General features: G+C 70.7%; 18 protein-coding genes. 7 read left to right on the top strand and 11 right to left on the bottom strand.

Translation table 11 applies throughout. From position 1 onward, the window contains the following. Nucleotides 1–126: 126 nt before the first annotated feature. Nucleotides 127–354 carry a hypothetical protein gene (locus tag BM272_RS08670; RefSeq protein ID WP_093428390.1) on the top strand — a complete coding sequence of 76 codons (228 nt, stop codon included), beginning with the start codon at nt 127–129 and terminating at the stop codon, nt 352–354. A 3-nt stretch (nt 355–357) separates the two neighbouring features. On the opposite strand, the gene BM272_RS08665 is transcribed toward BM272_RS08670, so the two are convergent. From BM272_RS08665 to argA, 4 genes are all read right to left on the bottom strand, one after another. Beyond that, on the bottom strand, nt 358–681 hold the full coding sequence (locus BM272_RS08665; RefSeq protein ID WP_093428389.1) for a c-type cytochrome: 324 nt from the start codon (nt 679–681) through the stop codon (nt 358–360). Between the two features lie 28 nt (nt 682–709). Then, the gene (greB, locus tag BM272_RS08660; protein WP_093428388.1) at nt 710–1,237 is read right to left on the bottom strand and encodes a transcription elongation factor GreB; all 528 of its coding nucleotides are present in this window, start codon (nt 1,235–1,237) and stop codon (nt 710–712) included. 82 nt (nt 1,238–1,319) lie between these two features. Continuing rightward, a complete protein-coding gene (locus tag BM272_RS08655; protein WP_093428387.1) occupies nt 1,320–2,135 on the bottom strand; it encodes a Dam family site-specific DNA-(adenine-N6)-methyltransferase in 816 nt (271 codons plus the stop codon). Next, the gene (argA, locus tag BM272_RS08650) at nt 2,132–3,448 is read right to left on the bottom strand and encodes an amino-acid N-acetyltransferase (RefSeq protein WP_093428386.1); all 1,317 of its coding nucleotides are present in this window, start codon (nt 3,446–3,448) and stop codon (nt 2,132–2,134) included. Before argA ends, BM272_RS08655 begins: the two co-directional genes overlap by 4 nt. Before the next feature lie 114 nt (nt 3,449–3,562). Here argA and BM272_RS08645 point away from each other — a divergent pair, with 114 nt between their 5' ends. Then, a complete protein-coding gene (locus tag BM272_RS08645) occupies nt 3,563–5,161 on the top strand; it encodes a BCCT family transporter (protein WP_093428385.1) in 1,599 nt (532 codons plus the stop codon). Between the two features lie 3 nt (nt 5,162–5,164). Here BM272_RS08645 and BM272_RS08640 read toward each other — a convergent pair whose 3' ends face one another. From BM272_RS08640 to BM272_RS08630, 3 genes are all read right to left on the bottom strand, one after another. Further along, a complete protein-coding gene (locus BM272_RS08640; protein ID WP_159433052.1) occupies nt 5,165–5,698 on the bottom strand; it encodes a Slp family lipoprotein in 534 nt (177 codons plus the stop codon). Continuing rightward, nucleotides 5,629–6,153, bottom strand: a complete 525-nt coding sequence (locus BM272_RS08635; RefSeq protein WP_159433051.1) for a Slp family lipoprotein — start codon at nt 6,151–6,153, stop codon at nt 5,629–5,631. The genes BM272_RS08640 and BM272_RS08635 overlap by 70 nt, the downstream gene beginning before the upstream one ends. 105 nt (nt 6,154–6,258) lie before the next feature. Further along, nucleotides 6,259–6,813 carry a class I SAM-dependent methyltransferase gene (locus tag BM272_RS08630; RefSeq protein WP_093428382.1) on the bottom strand — a complete coding sequence of 185 codons (555 nt, stop codon included), beginning with the start codon at nt 6,811–6,813 and terminating at the stop codon, nt 6,259–6,261. A 210-nt stretch (nt 6,814–7,023) separates the two neighbouring features. Between BM272_RS08630 and ilvD the strand changes: the two genes are divergently transcribed. Beyond that, a complete protein-coding gene (ilvD, locus tag BM272_RS08625) occupies nt 7,024–8,883 on the top strand; it encodes a dihydroxy-acid dehydratase (RefSeq protein ID WP_093428381.1) in 1,860 nt (619 codons plus the stop codon). 522 nt (nt 8,884–9,405) lie between these two features. Here ilvD and rpoH read toward each other — a convergent pair. The 4 genes from rpoH to ftsY all read right to left on the bottom strand — a co-directional run bounded on the left by rpoH (nt 9,406) and on the right by ftsY (nt 13,195). Then, complete coding sequence (gene rpoH, locus BM272_RS08620) at nt 9,406–10,272, bottom strand: RNA polymerase sigma factor RpoH (RefSeq protein ID WP_093428380.1); 867 nt, start codon at nt 10,270–10,272, stop codon at nt 9,406–9,408. A 149-nt stretch (nt 10,273–10,421) separates the two neighbouring features. Beyond that, entirely contained in the window at nt 10,422–11,387 is a 966-nt protein-coding gene (gene ftsX / locus BM272_RS08615; protein WP_093428379.1) for a permease-like cell division protein FtsX, read from the bottom strand. Beyond that, nucleotides 11,384–12,064, bottom strand: coding sequence for a cell division ATP-binding protein FtsE (gene ftsE / locus BM272_RS08610; protein WP_093428378.1), 681 nt, complete (start codon nt 12,062–12,064; stop codon nt 11,384–11,386). Before ftsE ends, ftsX begins: the two co-directional genes overlap by 4 nt. A 6-nt stretch (nt 12,065–12,070) precedes the next feature. Then, a complete protein-coding gene (gene ftsY / locus BM272_RS08605) occupies nt 12,071–13,195 on the bottom strand; it encodes a signal recognition particle-docking protein FtsY (protein WP_093428377.1) in 1,125 nt (374 codons plus the stop codon). A gap of 108 nt (nt 13,196–13,303) precedes the next feature. Between ftsY and BM272_RS08600 the strand changes: the two genes are divergently transcribed. Genes BM272_RS08600 through coaD form a run of 4 tightly spaced genes read left to right on the top strand, consistent with a single transcriptional unit; the run spans nt 13,304 to nt 17,091 of the window. Continuing rightward, nucleotides 13,304–14,698, top strand: a complete 1,395-nt coding sequence (locus BM272_RS08600; RefSeq protein ID WP_093428376.1) for a M16 family metallopeptidase — start codon at nt 13,304–13,306, stop codon at nt 14,696–14,698. After that, entirely contained in the window at nt 14,688–16,001 is a 1,314-nt protein-coding gene (locus BM272_RS08595) for a M16 family metallopeptidase (RefSeq protein ID WP_093428375.1), read from the top strand. Before BM272_RS08600 ends, BM272_RS08595 begins: the two co-directional genes overlap by 11 nt. After that, on the top strand, nt 15,994–16,572 hold the full coding sequence (rsmD, locus tag BM272_RS08590; RefSeq protein WP_093428374.1) for a 16S rRNA (guanine(966)-N(2))-methyltransferase RsmD: 579 nt from the start codon (nt 15,994–15,996) through the stop codon (nt 16,570–16,572). Before BM272_RS08595 ends, rsmD begins: the two co-directional genes overlap by 8 nt. Before the next feature lie 39 nt (nt 16,573–16,611). Continuing rightward, entirely contained in the window at nt 16,612–17,091 is a 480-nt protein-coding gene (coaD, locus tag BM272_RS08585; protein WP_093428373.1) for a pantetheine-phosphate adenylyltransferase, read from the top strand. Nucleotides 17,092–17,135: the final 44 nt, after the last annotated feature.

The raw sequence follows: 17,135 nt of genomic DNA, 5'->3' as shown, positions 1-17,135 counted from the left end.
CTGCTTGGCCCGGGGTCGCCCGGCGATTCACGGGAGAGGGAGCGACCATTGGCCGCGCCCGTAGCGGGTTGAATCGGACCCCGACGGGGCTCACGCTTGGCCATCATCATTCGCGGGAGACCGGTCATGCGGACCATTGAACAGGCCGACGGCACCGTCTGGGACGTGGCGGTGGGGAAGGAGTCCTACTCGGGGCTGGTGCTGCTGTTCACGCCGCGGCGCGGGGCCGGGGTCTGGCGACGGGCGATGTCGGAGTGGAGTACCCAGCCGGAGGCCGAGGATGCCCTGCGAGCGATGGAAGAGGCGAACCTCCACGGATTCCTCGAGGAGGCCGTGGAGGCCGGCCCCGGGTAGGGCCTACTGGCTCTCCTGAACCATGTAGTCCACGGCGGCGCGGACCTCGTCGTCGGAGAGGTTGGTGTAGCCGCCCTTGGCCGGCATGACGCCGTCCTCGCCCTGGAAGCCCTCGATGGCGTGCTTGTAGAGGGTGTCCATGTCCTTGGTCACCCGGTCGGCCCAGGCCTCCTTGTCTCCTACCTTGGGCGAGCCGGCTACGCCGTTGCCGTGGCAGGCGATGCAGGCCTGGTTGTAGACGCCCTTGCCGTCGGCGGCGACGGCGGTGGTAGCGGTGGCCATCCCGGCGAGGGCGATGGCGGCGACGGTCGCGGTCAGGCTTTTCATTATGCTCCCCTCTTCGGTTCCGGTGTTGTCATCGTCGTTCCGGGCTATTGCCCGGGGAACCCTCCGGTGGCTCGTAATGGACGGCGGCGATGGTCAGCTCCCGCTCCCCCTCCGGGGTACGGGCCCGGACCTCGTCCCCGGCCCGCTTCCCCAGGAGTGAGCGGGCGACGGGGGAGTCGATGCTGATCCAGCCGCGTTCGGGGTCGATCTCGTCGGGACCGACGATCCGGACGCGCTGCTCGCCGCCATCCGACTCCTCCAGGTCCACCCAGGCGCCGAAGTAGACCCCGTCGGGCTCCGGACCCTGGCGATGGACCACCTGCACTTCATCCAGACGCTTCTGCAGGTAGCGCAGCCGGCGATCGATCTCGCGCAGCCGCTTCTTGCCGTAGATGTACTCGGCGTTCTCCGAACGGTCCCCCAGGGCCGCGGCATCCGACACCTGACGGGTCACCTCGGGTCTTTCGACCCGCCAGAGATGCTCCAGTTCCTCTTGCAGGGCGCGCGCCCCTTCCAGGGTGATGTAGGCGCTTCCGCGTCGGGGACGTCCCGCCATGGCGCGCTCTCGTGCTGCCCGAGGGAGCCGGTTACCTTAGCAGCCCGGTTCGGGAAGACAACCCCGTTACCGTGAGGGGTATTCAGGCAAAGAGCGCCAGCACCTCGTCCACCGGGCGGCGATTGCTGCCCTGGCGGCTGATGGTGCGGGCCACCGGGAAGCTGTCCAGGTCGGCGCCGTGGTAGTGCTCGCGCACCACGGGGGTATCGTGGTTGGAGATCACCACCGGCACGCCGCGCCTGGCCGCCCGCCGGGCGGCGGCGGCCAGGCGGGCCTGGGCATCGTCGGCGAAGGCGCCGGGGGCGTAGGCGGTGAAGTCGGCGGTGGCCGAGAGGGGGGCGTAGGGCGGATCGCAGTAGACCACGTCGCCCGGGCGGGCGGCGTCCAGCTCCGCCTCGAAGTCGCCCACGGCCAGCTCCACGGGGCATTCCCGGGCGCGACGGGCGAAGGCGGTGAGTTCCGCCTCGGGGAAGTAGGGGCGGGCATGGCGGCCGAAGGGGACGTTGAAGCCGCCGCTGCGGTTGTACCGGCAGAGGCCGTTGTAGCCGTGGCGGTTGAGGTAGAGGAAGAGCGCCGCCCGCTCCACGGGGTCGGTCTCGGCGTTGAAGGCCGTGCGCCGCGCATAGTAGGTCGCCGCATCGTTGCCGTCGGAGAAGAGCGCCCGGGCGCGCTGGATGAAGGGCTCGCCCTCGTCCCGCACCGCCCGGAACAGGTCGATGAGGTCGGGATTGCTGTCCACCAGGCGGTAGGCCGGGTAATCGGCGGCCAGGGTCACCGCCGCCGCCCCGGCGAAGGGCTCGATGAGCCGATCCCCGGCCGGGAGCCGGGGGAGGATGCGGTCCAGGAGGCGGTGCTTGTTGCCCGCCCACTTGAGGAAGGGGCGCGGGTGGCGGCTCATGCGAGATCCCGGGCGAGGACGCGGGAGCCGCGCTGGAAGTTGTAGAGGGCGCGCCGGTCCATGGGCAGGGCATCCAGGTCCGCCGGCTCGAAACCGCGCTCCCGGAACCAGTGGCCGGTGCGGGTGGTGAGCACCACCAGCCGTTGCAGGCCCTGGCTACGGGCGCGCCGGAGGAGGTAGTCCAGCAGGCCGTCGCCCCGTCCCTGGCCGCGATAGTCCGGATCCACGGCGACACAGGCGACCTCGCCGACCCGGTCCCCGGGGAAGGCGTGCAGCGCGGCGGAGCCGATGATGGCGCCGTCGCGTTCGATGACCGCGAAGTCGTCGATGGTGGTCTCCAGCTGCTCGCGGTCGCGACGGACCAGGACCCCCTCGGCCTCCAGCGGGGCGATGAGCTCGAGGATCCCGCCGACATCGTCGATGGTAGCGGGCCGCACCCCCTCGAAGCGCTCCCGGCTGACCAGCGTCCCGGCGCCATCCCGGGTGAAGAGTTCCTCCACCAGGACCCCGTCACGCCGCCGGTCCAGCAGGTGGACGCGGTGGACCCCCGCCCGGCAGGCATCGGCCGCCGCGGTGAGGGTCCGCCGGACCTCGCCGGCGCTCTCCCCGGCCGCGACGGTGGCCTCCTCCACGGTGAGCTCCCGCGCGCCGGTACCCGCCTCGCCCTCGCCCAGGAAGATGAGCTTGTCCGCCTCCAGGGCGACGGCGGTGCGGGCGGCTACCTCCTCGGCGAAGAGGTTGAAGACCTCGCCGGTGGGGGAGTAGCCCAGGGGGCCCAGCAGGGCCATGGCGCCGGCGTCGAGGCTGGCGGTGAGGGCATCGTCGGCGATGCGGCGGACCTCGCCGGTATGGCGCAGGTCCACGCCCTCCCGGATCCCGGCCGGCCGGGCGGTGACGAAGTTGCCGGAGACCACGCGGATGGCCATCCCGGCCATGGGGGAGTGGGCCAGGCCGGTGGAGAGTCGCGCCTCGATCTCGGTGCGGACGCGGCCGGCCGCCTGGATGACGCAGGTCAGGGCCGCGCTGTCGGTGATCCGCAGGCCGCCGTGGTAGGCCGGCTCGACGCCGTGTTGGGCGAGCTGGGCCTCGATCTGGGGGCGGGCGCCGTGGACCAGGACCAGGCGGACCCCGAGGCTGTGGAGCAGGGCCAGGTCGTGGACCAGGGCGGGGAAGTCGGCATCGGCCACGGCCTCGCCGCCGAAGCAGACCACGAAGGTCCGCCCGCGGAAGGCGTTGATATACGGGGCACTATGGCGGAAGGCCTCCACGAAGCCGGGGAGGCTCGGTGCCGACTCGCCGCTCGGGGTCTCCATGGGGTCGACAGCATGCGGGGGGCCGCAAGGGGCGTCAACCGCCCGATTTGTGGCGAAAAGCGCCATCACGTAGAGTGCGCTCCCTCATTAATACCGGACGGGGGCAGGGGCGCCATGTTCGAAGTGGACGTAGTCAAGCGCGGGCCGCTCAAGGGGATGAACCCGGTAGTGACCCTGGGGGCTGCGACCGTGATGGTCCTGACCCTCCTGGCCGGAACCCTGGCCACGGAGACCCTGGCCTGGAGCCTGAAGACCATGCGGGAGATGGTGACCCCCTTCCTCGCCTGGTACTACGTGGCGCTGGTGGCCTTCCTGCTCGCCTTCGTGATCTGGCTGGGCACGGGCCGCTACAAGAACGTCCGCCTGGGCGGAGACGACGAGCGGCCGGAGTTCACCACCCTGCCCTGGCTGGCCATGCTCTTCGCCGCCGGCACGGGGGTGGGCCTGCTCTTCTGGTCCATCGCCGAGCCCATCCTCCACTTCTCCGGCAACCCCTTCGTGGAAGAGGGGGCGACCCCGGCGGCGGCCGTCGCCGCCATGCGGCTGACCTACTTCCACTGGGGGCTCACGGCGTGGGGCATCTTCGCCTCGGTGGCCATCGCCCTGGCCTACTTCGCCTACCGGCGCGGGCTGCCGCTGACCCTGCGCTCGGTCTTCTACCCCCTCATCGGCCACCGGATCCACGGGATCCCCGGCCACGCCGTGGACATCTTCGCCGTCGTGGCCACGGTGGTCGGCGTGGCCACCACCCTGGGGCTGGGGGCGCAGCAGATGGGGACCGGGCTGTCGGAGCTCTTCGGCTGGGAGCAGAGCCAGCAGTCCCAGCTCATCGTCATCGCGGTGGTGACCATCGCCGCCACCGCTTCGGTGGCCTCCGGCGTGCGCCGCGGGGTGCGGCGGCTGTCGGAGCTGAATATCTGGCTCTCCATGGTCCTGCTCGCCTTCTTCCTGGTGCTGGGGCCCACGTGGACCCTGTTCGGCTATCTCTTCCAGTCCACCGGCGAGTATCTGCAGAACTTCCTGGCCCACTCCTTCTGGACGGGGGTGGATGACCACGACAACTGGCACGCCGAGTGGACGGTCTTCTACTGGGGCTGGTGGCTGGCCTGGTCCCCCTTCGTCGGGATGTTCATCGCCCGGATCTCCCGGGGGCGGACGCTGCGCGAGTTCGTCTTCGGCGTGCTGCTGATGCCGACCATCTTCAATTTCGTCTACATCGCCGCCCTGGGCGGGACCGCCATCGAGATGGAGCTGGCCGGGAAGGACGGGATCGCCGCCGCCGTGCAGCAGGATGTCACCGTGGCCCTGTATCGGACCCTGGAGGTCCTGGCGCCCCTGGAGTGGCTGGGCGTGGCCGCCTCGGCGGTGGCGACGCTGCTCATCGCCGTCTACTTCATCACCTCGGCGGACTCCGGGACACTGGTCATCAATACCATCATGTCCAGCGGGAATCCCCATCCGCCCATGGTCCACCGGGTGATCTGGGGGCTCGCCATCGGCTTCCTCACCGCGGTGCTGGTGGTCGCCGGCGGGGTGGCCACGCTGCAGGACGCGGTCATCGCCGCCGCCCTGCCCTTCTCCTTCGTGCTCATCGTCATGACCTGGGGGATGGTCCAGGGGCTGCGCGAGGAGCGGGTGGCGCCGCGGCCCGGCCGCAAGCAGCGGCTCTCCGCCGAGCCCTGGACGGGCGCGGATACCGACGCGGAACTCTAGGGACTACAGGCCGATCCCGAGCCCGATGCCGAAGTGCCAGCTGCTCCCGGGGGAGCGGCCGTCATCGCGCCACAGATGGAGTGCCTCTACCGCCAGCTTCGGGTAGCGGTAGGTGGCCTCCCCGATGCGGCCCTCCTCGAAGCCGGTGAGGTCGCCCAGGGCGAGGACCTGCCGGCCGGCGCGGTACTCGGCCGGATCCCGGAACTCGGTGCTCACCGCGAGGAAGCGTCCACCGGGCTCGGCCCCCCGGGTCATCGGCCGACCGGAGTCATCCAGGGGCAGGGCCAGAATCTCCAGCACCGTGGTGCCGTCCTCGCGATTGTCGATCCCCAGGATCAGGCCGCCCCAGAGGAAGGTCTCGCCCACGTCCCCTTCTGTGACCGCGGCTGGCGCCGGATCACGCCGGGCCTCCCCCGTCTCGAAGGGCGGGCTGGCGCAGCCGGTTATCACGGTGGCCAGGAGGGCGGCTACCAGCAGGGGTAGCGCCGGTAGGGCCAGGTTCGATAGTGCCAGGGGTCGTACCAGGGATCGTACCAAGGGTCGCACCCTACAGGGTCGGGCCGCTGGATGCGGGGTTGCCAGAGATAGTGGTGCTGGATGACCACCCGCGGATAATCGTAGGTGTAGTCGCCGATGCGGCCCTGTACCAGGCCGTCAAGGCGTCCGACCACGGTGATCTCGTGGCCGAGGGTGAACAGTGCCGGGTCTGCCACGCCGTCCATATCGGCGACGAAGCGACCGGGACTGGCATCGGCGGATTCGGGGCGGCCACTACTCTCCAGCGGCCGCGCCAGGATCTCCAGCCGTGCCCCCTCGGCGCGATTCTCCACCGCCAGGAGCGTGCCGCCCCAGCGGACCGTTGTGCCGCGGTATTCCTCGACGTCCGCGCGCGCCTGTTCCAGCGTCGGTGCGTCCGTCGGGGGCTGGCGGATCGGCTCGGGTATCGTGGAGGCGCAACCGGCCAGCAACAGGGCGAGGACCCCGGCGAGCAACCCCTTCGATATTCCGCTTCCCGTCGGCACGACGCCTGCCCCTCGGTATACCCCACGGTCAAGCAAAGGCTACCGCGGTCGCCCCGTCAAGCCGGCGGCCGCGGCTCACTCCCCCTTGCGGCAGATATAGACCAGCGCCGGGGGCACATTGAACAGCACCAGGCGGCGGGCGATGTCGCCATAGGTGGAATCGAGATAGGGCTGAAGCTGGCGGGTGTACTGGAAGGCGACGAAGAGGCCGCCGGGCCGCAGGGCATCATGGATGGCGGTGATGAGGCCCGCCTGCTGGTTCCGCGGGAAATTGGCGAAGGGCAGTCCGGAGATGACACAGTCGGCATTCTCCAGGCCGCGGCGCTCCAGCGCGGCGTGCATGTGGAAGGCGTCGTCCTCCAGCAGTGCATCGGGATAGCGCCGCCCGAGTTCGGCTCGCATCTGCGGGTCGCTCTCGAAGGCGAGAAAGGTGGAGTCCGAGCGGCGGCGCCCCTCGATGGCCCGGGTGATGACGCCGGTGCCGGCCCCGAGCTCCACGATGGTCTCCGCCCGCGCCCAGTCCACCGGCGAGAGCATGGCCGAGACCAGCATCCGCGAACTCGGGATGATGCTCCCGACGGTAGCCGGCGAATCGAGGAACTTCTTGAGGAAGCGGGCGGAACTCTGCATGGGTCGAGCGGTTGCCGATGAGATGGGGATAGCGGGATTCTACGCCCATCGGCCGGGTATTGTCTCCCGGCAACAGTGTGAGGTGGCGCACGGAAACGGTTTCGGGTGGCTTCCAACGGGCAGGCGGGCACGGGCTTCACCGACGGGGTGGTGTCCGCTACGCTAGTCGGCTTCTGCCGTAACGCCGCCCCACCCGCGAGGGAAGAGACCATGCCCGACTATCGCTCCTGGACCACCACCCATGGCCGTAACATGGCCGGGGCCCGCGCCCTGTGGCGGGCCACGGGGATGAACGACGGCGATTTCGACAAGCCCATCATCGCCGTCGCCAACTCCTTCACCCAGTTCGTGCCCGGCCACGTCCACCTCAAGGACCTGGGGCAGATGGTGGCGCGGGAGATCGAGGCGGCCGGCGGGGTGGCCAAGGAGTTCGACACCATCGCCGTGGACGACGGCATCGCCATGGGCCACGGCGGTATGCTCTATTCCCTGCCCTCCCGGGAGATCATCGCCGACTCCGTGGAGTACATGGTCAACGCCCACTGCGCCGATGCGCTGGTCTGCATCTCCAACTGCGACAAGATCACCCCCGGCATGCTCAACGCCGCCATGCGGCTGAACATCCCGACGATCTTCGTCTCCGGCGGTCCCATGGAGTCGGGCAAGGCGGTCATCGGCGGCCAGGAGGTCCACCTGGACCTGGTGGATGCCATGGTCTCGGCGGCCAGCCCCGAGCAGTCCGACGAGGACGTGAACACCATGGAGCGCTCCGCCTGCCCCACCTGCGGCTCCTGCTCCGGGATGTTCACCGCCAACTCCATGAACTGCCTCACCGAGGCCCTGGGGCTGGCGCTGCCGGGCAACGGCTCCACCCTGGCGACCCACGCCGACCGCAAGGAGCTCTTCCTGCGCGCCGGGCGTACCATCGTGGACATGGCCCGGCGCTACTACGAGGGCGAGGACAGCTCGGTGCTGCCGCGCTCGGTGGCCCCCTTCGAGGCCTTCGAGAACGCCATGAGCCTGGACATCGCCATGGGCGGCTCCACCAATACCATCCTCCACCTGCTGGCGGCGGCCCAGGAGGGGGAGGTGCCCTTCACCATGGCCGACATCGACCGGCTCTCCCGCCGGGTGCCCAACCTCTGCAAGGTGGCCCCGGCCACCCAGCGCTACCACATGGAGGATGTCCACCGCGCCGGCGGCGTCTACGGGATCCTGGGGGAGCTGGAGCGCGGCGGCCTGCTCCACGCCAACGTCCCCACCGTCCACACCCCGACCCTGGGCGAGGCCCTGGAGCAGTGGGACATCCGGCGCACCGACGACGAGGGCGTGGCGCAGTTCTACCGCGCCGGGCCGGGCAATGTCCGCACCCAGGAGGCCTTCAGCCAGGAGCGGCGCTGGCCGGCGCTGGATACCGATCGCAGCGAGGGCTGCATTCGCGACATCGACCACGCCTACTCCACCGAGGGCGGCCTGGCGGTGCTGGAGGGCAACCTCGCCCCGCGCGGCTGCGTGGTGAAGACCGCCGGGGTGGACGAGTCCATCCTCACCTTCACCGGGCCGGCCCGGATCTTCGAGAGCCAGGAGGCCGCCGTGGAGGGGATCCTGGGGGACCGGGTGAACGCCGGCGACGTGGTCATCATCCGCTACGAGGGGCCGCGGGGCGGGCCGGGCATGCAGGAGATGCTCTACCCCACCTCCTACCTCAAGTCGCGCGGCCTCGGGAAGGACTGTGCCCTCATCACCGACGGCCGCTTCTCCGGCGGGACCTCGGGGCTGTCCATCGGCCACGTCTCCCCGGAGGCCGCCGAGGGTGGCGCCATCGGCCTGGTGGAGGAGGGCGACACCATCGAGATCGATATCCCGGCACGTTCCATCCGCATCGCCGTGGACGATGCCGAGCTGGAACGGCGTCGCCAGGCCATGAATGACCGGGGCGAGGCGGCGTGGCTGCCCGCGGTACGCCAGCGCCCGGTGAGCCAGGCCCTGCGCGCCTACGCGGCACTTACCACCTCCGCGGATCGCGGTGCGGTGCGCGACGTTGACCAGATCCGGCGGCTGTTCGGCTGAGGAGTCCGGTCGTCACGGCTCCTTCGCTTGCTCGGGCCCGCGCGGGAGGGGTATATTAATCGGGTTACGTGCCCAGAATCAGATTTATTGTGGGGGATTCCATGAAGAAGTACTTCACCTTCCAGAGCGCGCCCATGACCATCGTCGTGGCGCTCATCGTCATGTCCTGGCTGAGCTTCCTGTCCGTGGTCCTCTTCGGCGAGTTCTCCGGCCGCTACTGAGCCTCGCTCTGCCCAGCAGGGACGCGCCGCGCCATTGATCGCGGTCAATGGCACTCCCTGCCTGTGGATCTAGGGTGTAATCGAACCCTGATCCAGAGGAGGGAGCACCATGAAGTCGATCTTCACCTTCCAGAACTTCCCGGTGGCCATCATCTTCGGTCTGGTGGCCCTGGGATGGCTGAGCTTCTTCTCGGTGGTCCTCTTCGGGAGCGTCTCCTAGGGGCGGGAGAAGCCAGCGAAGAAAAAGGGGTCGTGCCTGCAGGCACGACCCCTTTTCTCATCCGGCCCTTCGAACCCGCCGTCAGGCCGCCAGCACGTCCAGCGAGCACCGGAGCTTGCCCATGGCCGCCTTCTCCAACTGTCGGATCCGCTCGGCGGAGACGCCGTACTCGTCGGCCAGGGTCTGCAGAGTGGCCTTGTCCTCGGCCAGCCAGCGCCGCTGGAGGATGTCCCGGCTGCGGTCGTCCAGTGCGGCCAGGGCGTCGCGGATCTGCTCGGTCTGGAAGGCCTCGCTTTCGGCCTCTTCCACTCGACGGGCCGGATCCTCGGAGTTGTCCTGGAGGTAGCCGGCCGGCGCCGGGGGCAGGTAGCCCTCGTCGTCGTCGACGCCGGAGTAGTCGAAGGGCGTGTCCTGGTTGGCCAGGCGCGACTCCATCTCCAGCACGGAGTCGGTGCTCACTCCCAGGTCCTCGGCCACCGATTCCACCTCTTCCCGGGTGAACCAGCCCAGCCGCTTCTTGGCATTGCGCAGGTTGAAGAAGAGCTTGCGCTGGGCCTTGGTGGTGGCCACCTTCACGATCCGCCAGTTGCGGAGGATGTACTCGTGCATCTCCGCCCGGACCCAGTGCACGGCGAAGGAGACCAGGCGGACACCGATGCCCGGGTCGAAGCGCTTCACCGCCTTCATCAGGCCGATGTTGCCCTCCTGGATGAGGTCCGCCTGGGGCAGGCCGTAGCCGTTGTAGCCACGGGCGATCCGGACCACGAAGCGCAGGTGGGAGAGCACCAGCTGGCGTGCCGCCTCCAGGTCGTTGTTGTCGTGGTAGCGCCGGGCGAGGTTGTACTCCTCGTCGGCGGTCAGCATGGGGACGGCGTTCACGCTCCGGGTGTAAGCCTCCAGACTCCCGGTGGGGATCGCGGTCTGCAGGGCTTTGTCGGGCATGGTCATGCAGTCCTCCTTCTCAGTGTTGTATATACACTTATCCGTCATGTTCCCTATGACCAGCCTTGGCCGGTTCAGTTCCCATGATATTAGCAGAGCATAGTTCGGAGTGCTAAAGATGCCAGGGGCGCGGCATCGGCCTGCCCGAAAGCTGCTCAGCGGGGCGCGGTGGCGCGCAGATGGCGACCCACCTCGAACCAGGCCCCGGTCAGCCCCAGGAGGACCCCCAGACCCACCGTGGCCCCGGCAATGTCCACCGGCAGCCAGTTCAGGGTGAAGGTGCTGTCGTAGAGGGCGGCCAGGCGGTCCACCGGCGCGCGCAGCAGGACCAGGCCGGTATTGACCAGGACCACTGCGAGCAGCCCGCCGAAGAGGCCGTACCAGAGGCCCATGTAGAGGAAGGGGCGGCGGATGAAGGCGTCCGTGGCGCCGATGAGCTGGGTAATGGCGATCTCCTCCCGCCGGCTGGCGATGGCCAGGCGGATGGTGTTGCCGACGATGAGCAGTACGCCCACCCCCAGGAGCCCGAACAGCAGCAGCGCCAGGCGCTCTCCGGTGGCCAGCAGTGCCTGGAGGCGTTCCAGCCACGCCCGGTCCAGCCGCACGCGGTCGACGCCGTCCAGTTCGGCCAGGGCATCACCCAGCTCCGCGATGGCCTCCGGGGAGCCGGCCGTGGGCTGGACCACCAGGGTATGCGGGAGGGGGTTCTCCTCCAGGCTGTCCAGGACCGTGTCCAGGCCGGACTGCTCGCGGAACCGTTCCAGTGCCTCCTCCCGGGGGATGAGGCGTACGGCGATGACATCCTCCCGGCCCTCCACGCGGCCCACCAGCTCCCGGGCCTCTTCGCGATCCCGGTCGAGTCCCATGAACACGGAGATCCGGGACGCCTCGCGGTCCCAGCCGGCGGCCACCCCGCTGGCCGTCTCCACCAGGGTCTGCAGGGCGGCCGGCAGCGCCAGGGCGATGGCGATGACCGCCGCCGTGAGCAGCGAGGAGAGGGGGGCGGCGAGGAGTCGGCGGAGGCTGTCCGCCGCCTCGTCCCGGTGCTGGTCCAGCCGCCCGCGCAGGGCCTCCCGGGGCATCCCGCGGGAAGCGCCGCGGTTGGGATGGGCGCGACTCACGCCGGCACCTCCGCGCGCTCGCCCAGGAGTCGCCCCTCGCGCAGGCTCAGGGTGCGCCGCCCCAGCTGGCCGATGAGGTCCAGGTCGTGGGAGGCGATGAGGGTGGCCACGCCCACCTGATTGAACTGCTCGAACAGCCCCATGATCTCCCGGGAGAGCGCCGGGTCGAGGTTACCGGTGGGCTCGTCCGCCAGGAGCAGGTCGGGCTTGTTCACCACTGCCCGGGCGATGCCCACGCGCTGGGCCTCGCCGCCGGAGAGCGTGATGGGGTAGCGGCGCTCCTTGTCCAGCAGGCCCACCATGTCCAGGGCGGCGCGCACGCGGCGGCCCACCTCCTGGTGGCGGAAGCCGGCGATGATCAGCGGCAGGGCGACGTTGGTGTAGACGTCGCGGTCGAAGAGCAGTCGGTGGTCCTGGAAGATCACCCCGACCCGGCGGCGCAGGAAGGGGATCTGGCGTCGCCGGATCTTGGTGACATTGCGGCCGGCCACGAACATCTGCCCCTGGGAGGGGCGTTCCATGAGGGCGATGAGCTTGAGCAGAGTGGACTTGCCGGCGCCGGAGTGGCCGGTGAGGAAGGCCATCTCCCCCGCCTCCAGGGTGAGGTTGATGTCGCGCAGCGCCTCGTGGCCCTGGGGGTAGCGCTTGAAGACGTGGTGGAGCTCGACGACGGCCACGCCCGCCTACTCCTCGAAGAGGGCGTCGACGAACTCCGCCGCATCGAAGGGGCGCAGGTCCTCCGCCGACTCGCCCACGCCGATGAAGCGGATGGCGACCCCCTCCAGCTCCGCCGCCAGGGCGAAGAGGACGCCGCCCCGGGCGGTGCCGTCGAGCTTGGTCACCGTCAGCCCGGTGAGCGGGACCGACTGGTTGAACTGCCTGGCCTGGGAGAGGGCGTTCTGGCCGGTGCCGCCGTCGATGACCAGCATGGTCTCGTGGGGCGCGTCGGGCAGCTGCTTGGCGATGACCCGGCGCACCTTGGCCAGCTCCTCCATGAGGTTGTCCTGGGTATGCAGCCGGCCGGCGGTGTCGATGATGACCACGTCGGCTCCCCGGGCGCGGCCGGCCTCCACGGCGTCGTGGGCCACGGCCCCCGGATCGCCCCCCTCGGGCCCGCGGATCACCGGGACGCCGGTGCGCTCGCCCCACTCCTGGAGCTGCTCGGCGGCGGCGGCGCGGAAGGTGTCCGCCGCGCCCAGGACCACCTCGCGCCCCTCGGCGCGGTAGCGCTGGGCGAGCTTGCCGATGGTGGTGGTCTTGCCGGTGCCGTTGACTCCCACCATGAGGAGGACGAAGGGCCCCTCCTGGTCCTCGGGGAGGGTCAGTGGCCGGGCGGCCGGGGCCAGCAGAGCGGTGAGCTCCTCGCGGAGGGTGCCCACCAGGGCCTGGGGGTCGGTGAGCTCCTTGCGCGAGACCCGGCGGGTGAGGTCGTCGATGATCCGCTGGGTGGCGGTAACACCGACATCGGCGGTGAGCAGCTGGGTCTCCAGGTCCTCCAGGAGCTCGTCGTCGATCTCCTTGCGCCCGAGGACCAGCGCCCCCAGCCCCTCGGCGAGACTGGAGCGGGTCTTCGCCAGGCGCTCGCGCAGCCGGCCGAAGAGGCCGCCCTTCTTCTCCGCACCCTCGTCCTCGTCGGCGGGGGACGGTCCCGGGGCGGCGGGCTCCTCGGTTGGCTCCTCCTTCGGCTCCGGGGCGGCTTCGTCGGCGGCCTCCGCCTCCGATGCCTCCTCCGGGGCCCCTTCCGGCTGGTATTCTTCCGGGGCCTCCGGGTCGGACCCCTTTCCCTTGCGCTTTCGGAAACCGAACATGGCTCGTATGGTCACACAGTTGGGATGGCCGACGGCGTCGCCGTCACGGGCCATCATCCTAGCACTTGCCGCGCGGCGGGGATAACGCGCCGCGCGCGGAGGGACGACATGCGCTGGAACATACTCCCCAAGGGGGTCCGGGTCGGGCTCCTGGCCGGCCTGCTGGCAATGCTGCCCGCCGCCCCCGCCCTGGCCAAGGTCCACACCACCGAGCTGGAGAACGGCATGACCGTGCTGGTGGAGACCGACCGCCGGGCACCCACCGTGGTCTCCCAGGTCTGGTACGGCGTGGGCTCGAGCTACGAACCCGGCGGCATCACCGGGGTGAGCCACATCCTCGAGCACATGATGTTCAAGGGGACCGAGGAGGTGGGCCCCGGCGAGTTCTCCCGGATCATCAAGCGCCTGGGCGGCCGCGAGAACGCCTTCACCGGCCGCGACTACACCGCCTACTTCGAGCAGCTCGCCGCCGACCAGCTCGACCGCGCCCTGGAGCTGGAGGCGGATCGCATGGTCAACCTCCGGCTGGACCCGGAGGAGTTTGCCAGCGAGCGCGATGTGGTCATGGAGGAGCGGCGCCTGCGCACCGAGGACCAGCCCGCCGCCCGGCTGCGCGAGGCCTTCAACGCCACTGCCTGGATGGCCTCCCCCTACGGCCAGCCCATCATCGGCTGGATGGACGACCTGGCCAACATGGAGCTGAACGACCTCCAGGGCTGGTACGAGCGCTTCTACACCCCGGCCAACGCCACCCTGGTGGTGGTGGGTGATGTCGAGCCCGGGGCCGTCTTCGCCGCGGCCCGCCGCCACTTCGGCGACCTGGAGGGTGGCGAGGCGCCGACCATCAAGCCGCGCCGGGAGCCGGACCAGACCGGCCCCCGGGAGGTGGTGGTCCGCGTCCCCGCCCGGGTGCCGCAGGTGCGCGCGGGCTACAAGGTGCCGGCGCTGAATACCGCCGCCGAGCGGGACGACGCCTACGCCCTGGAGGTGGCCGCCGGCCTCCTGGCCGGGGGCGACAGTGCCCGCCTGCCGCGGCGGCTGGTGCGCGAACGCGAGATCGCCGCCTCTGCCTCCGCCGGCTACGGCCTCTACGACCGCATGGATACCCTGTTCACCCTCACCGGGACCCCCTCGGAGAATACCGAACCCCGGGACCTGGTAGCGGCCCTGCGCGAGGAGGCCCGCGCCCTGGCCGAGGGCGAGATCGAGGCCGACGAGCTGGAGCGGGTGAAGGCCCAGGTGGTCGCCTCCGAGGTCTACCAGCGCGACTCCCAGTTCTACAAGGCCATGCGCCGCGGCCTCACCGAGACCGTCGGGCTCGGCTGGGAGGTGGTGGACGAGTACGCCGACCGGGTGGAGGCGGTGACCGCCGAGGATGTCCGCCGGGTCGCCGAGGAGTATTTCCGCGAGGACCGGCTCACCGTCGCCATCCTGGAGCCGGAAGGGAGCGGTCCCGCGCCGCAGCAGCAGCCGTCCACCGGGGGGATGACCCATGGCAACTAGCCGACTCGTCACGGCGGCCCTGGCCGCCCTCGCCGGGCTGGCCAGCGGCGTGGCCGCCGCCCAGCCCCAGATCCAGCAGTGGGAGACCGACAACGGCGCCGAGGTCCTGTACGTCCACGCCCCGGAGCTGCCCATGGTGGACCTTCGGGTCACCTTCGCTGCCGGTAGCGCCCGGGATGGCGGGAACCCGGGCCTGGCGGCGCTGACCAGCGGCCTGCTGGATACCGGCGCCGGGGAGCGGGGCGAGGAGGCCATCGCCGACGACCTGGCGGCGGTGGGGGCGGAGCTCTCCACCTCCGCCGGCCGCGACCGCGCCTCGGTCCATCTGCGTTCGCTCACCGACCCCGAGCGGCTGGACCCGGCCCTGGCCATCCTCACCGATGTCCTGGCCCGGCCTACCTTCCCGGAGGGGGCCTTCCAGCGCGAGCGCCAGCGCACCCTGGTGGGGCTGCGGCAGGCGAAGCAGGACCCCGGGCAGGTGGCCGATCGCGCCTTCCATCGGGCGCTGTTCGGCGATCATCCCTACGCGCATCCCGTCTCCGGCACGGAGGAGTCCGTGGAGGGGCTGGCGCGCACCGATGTGGTGACCTTCCACGACCGCTACTACACCGCCGCCAATGCCGACGTCGCCATTGTCGGCGACGTGGACCGCCAGCGCGCGGAGGCCCTGGCCGAACGGGCGGTGGGCGATCTACCGCGGGGCGAAGCGGCCCCGGAGCTGCCCGAGGTGCCGGCGCTGGAGGATGCCCAACGGGTGGATGAGGCCTTCCCCTCCGCCCAGACCCACCTGCTCATCGGCCAGCCCGGCATGCGCCGCGGCGACCCCGACTACTGGCCGCTGCTGGTGGGCAACCACATCCTCGGGGGTTCCGGCTTCGGCTCCCGGATCATGGAGGCGGTGCGCGAGGAGCGCGGGCTGGCCTACAGCGCCTACAGCTACTTCCGGCCCCTGGCCCGGCGCGGGCCCTTCACCATCGGCCTGCAGACGGCCAATGCCAACGCCGACAAGGCCGAGGAGCTGGTACGCCAGCTGCTCGCCGACTTCGTCGCCGAGGGGCCGACGGCGGAGGAGCTGGAGGCGGCGAAGGCCAACCTGGTGGGCGGCTTCCCCCTGCGCATCGATACCAACTCCGACCTGCTGGGCTATCTCGCCATGATCGGCTACTACGACCTGCCCACCGACTACCTGGCGCGCTTCCGCGACCGGGTGAAGTCGGTCACTGCCGAGGAGATCCACGACGCCTTCCGCCGCCGGATCGACCCGGACCGCCTGGTCACCGTCACCGTGGGCGGGGATGAGTAGAGGCGGAATCCGGATCATCGGCGGTCGCTGGCGCGGTCGGCGGCTGGCCGTCCCGCCGGGCAAGGGGCTGCGCCCCACCCCCGACCGGGTGCGGGAGACGCTGTTCAACTGGCTCTCGCCCCGCCTAGCCGGGGCGCGCTGCCTGGATCTCTTCGCCGGCAGCGGCGCCCTGGGGCTGGAGGCCCTCTCCCGGGGTGCGACAGAGGCCGTGCTGGTGGAGCGCGCCGCCCCGGTGGCCCGCCATCTGCGCGAGCAGGTGGCCACCCTGGGGGCGGAGGGGGCGACCGTCGTCCAGTCCGACGCCCGGCGCTTCCTGGAGGGCGAGGTCGCGGCGGCCGGCGGGCCCTTCGAACTCGTCTTCCTGGACCCCCCCTTCGACAGCAACCTCCTGGACCCCGCCATGGCCGCCCTGGAGGCCGGGGGCTGGCTGGCCGAGGGGGCGGCCATCCACGTGGAGAGCCCCGGTGGCGGCGCCGAGCCGGCCTGGCCCGAGGGCTGGCAGCCCCATCGCGGGCACGTCCACGGCGAGGTGCGGTATGATCTCCTGCTCCGCGGGGGCGAGACCTCGTAATACCCCGGGCAATCCCCCGGCCAGAACCAGGAGTGCACCATGCCGGTCACCGCCGTCTATCCCGGCACCTTCGACCCCATCACCAACGGCCACGCCGAGCTCATCGGCCGCGCCGCCCGGCTCTTCGACCGGGTCATCGTCGCCGTGGCCGCCAATCCGGGGAAGCATCCCCTGTTCGACCACGCCGAGCGCATCGGCCTGGCCGAGCGGGTCCTGGCCGACCTCCCCGGCGTGGAGGTCCACGGCTTCGACAACCTCCTGGTGGACTACGTCCACCAGTGCCAGGCCCAGGTGGTGGTCCGCGGCCTTCGCGCGGTCTCTGACTTCGAGTACGAGTTCCAGCTCGCCAGCATGAACCGCCAGCTCGCCCCGGAGGTGGAGACGGTCTTCCTCACCCCCTCCGAGCGCAACACCTTCCTCTCCGCCACCCTGCTACGGGAGATCGCCACCCTGGGCGGCGATGTCAGCCCCTTTGTCCACACAGAGGTCGTGGCTGCACTGCGCCAGCGTTTGGGCTAGCATTCGACGGCATATCCAGTCAGCCGGCGCGCCGCGCCGAGGAG

This window comes from Thiohalospira halophila DSM 15071, from assembly GCF_900112605.1.
GTDB lineage: Bacteria > Pseudomonadota > Gammaproteobacteria > Thiohalospirales > Thiohalospiraceae > Thiohalospira > Thiohalospira halophila.
The sequence above is the reverse complement of the archived record's forward strand: the minus strand, read 5'-3'. Positions and strand labels throughout refer to the sequence as shown.

What these genes read in the sequence shown, in the direction of transcription:
- ftsY (WP_093428377.1), bottom strand. Translation starts at nt 13,195, where the DNA reads ATGTTCGGTTTCCGAAAGCGCAAGGGAAAGGGGTCCGACCCGGAGGCC.
- coaD (WP_093428373.1), top strand. Translation starts at nt 16,612, where the DNA reads ATGCCGGTCACCGCCGTCTATCCCGGCACCTTCGACCCCATCACCAAC.
- BM272_RS08670 (WP_093428390.1), top strand. Translation starts at nt 127, where the DNA reads ATGCGGACCATTGAACAGGCCGACGGCACCGTCTGGGACGTGGCGGTG.
- greB (WP_093428388.1), bottom strand. Translation starts at nt 1,237, where the DNA reads ATGGCGGGACGTCCCCGACGCGGAAGCGCCTACATCACCCTGGAAGGG.
- BM272_RS08655 (WP_093428387.1), bottom strand. Translation starts at nt 2,135, where the DNA reads ATGAGCCGCCACCCGCGCCCCTTCCTCAAGTGGGCGGGCAACAAGCAC.
- rpoH (WP_093428380.1), bottom strand. Translation starts at nt 10,272, where the DNA reads ATGACCATGCCCGACAAAGCCCTGCAGACCGCGATCCCCACCGGGAGT.
- BM272_RS08595 (WP_093428375.1), top strand. Translation starts at nt 14,688, where the DNA reads ATGGCAACTAGCCGACTCGTCACGGCGGCCCTGGCCGCCCTCGCCGGG.
- rsmD (WP_093428374.1), top strand. Translation starts at nt 15,994, where the DNA reads ATGAGTAGAGGCGGAATCCGGATCATCGGCGGTCGCTGGCGCGGTCGG.
- BM272_RS08630 (WP_093428382.1), bottom strand. Translation starts at nt 6,813, where the DNA reads ATGCAGAGTTCCGCCCGCTTCCTCAAGAAGTTCCTCGATTCGCCGGCT.
- BM272_RS08645 (WP_093428385.1), top strand. Translation starts at nt 3,563, where the DNA reads ATGTTCGAAGTGGACGTAGTCAAGCGCGGGCCGCTCAAGGGGATGAAC.
- ilvD (WP_093428381.1), top strand. Translation starts at nt 7,024, where the DNA reads ATGCCCGACTATCGCTCCTGGACCACCACCCATGGCCGTAACATGGCC.
- BM272_RS08600 (WP_093428376.1), top strand. Translation starts at nt 13,304, where the DNA reads ATGCGCTGGAACATACTCCCCAAGGGGGTCCGGGTCGGGCTCCTGGCC.
- argA (WP_093428386.1), bottom strand. Translation starts at nt 3,448, where the DNA reads ATGGAGACCCCGAGCGGCGAGTCGGCACCGAGCCTCCCCGGCTTCGTG.
- BM272_RS08665 (WP_093428389.1), bottom strand. Translation starts at nt 681, where the DNA reads ATGAAAAGCCTGACCGCGACCGTCGCCGCCATCGCCCTCGCCGGGATG.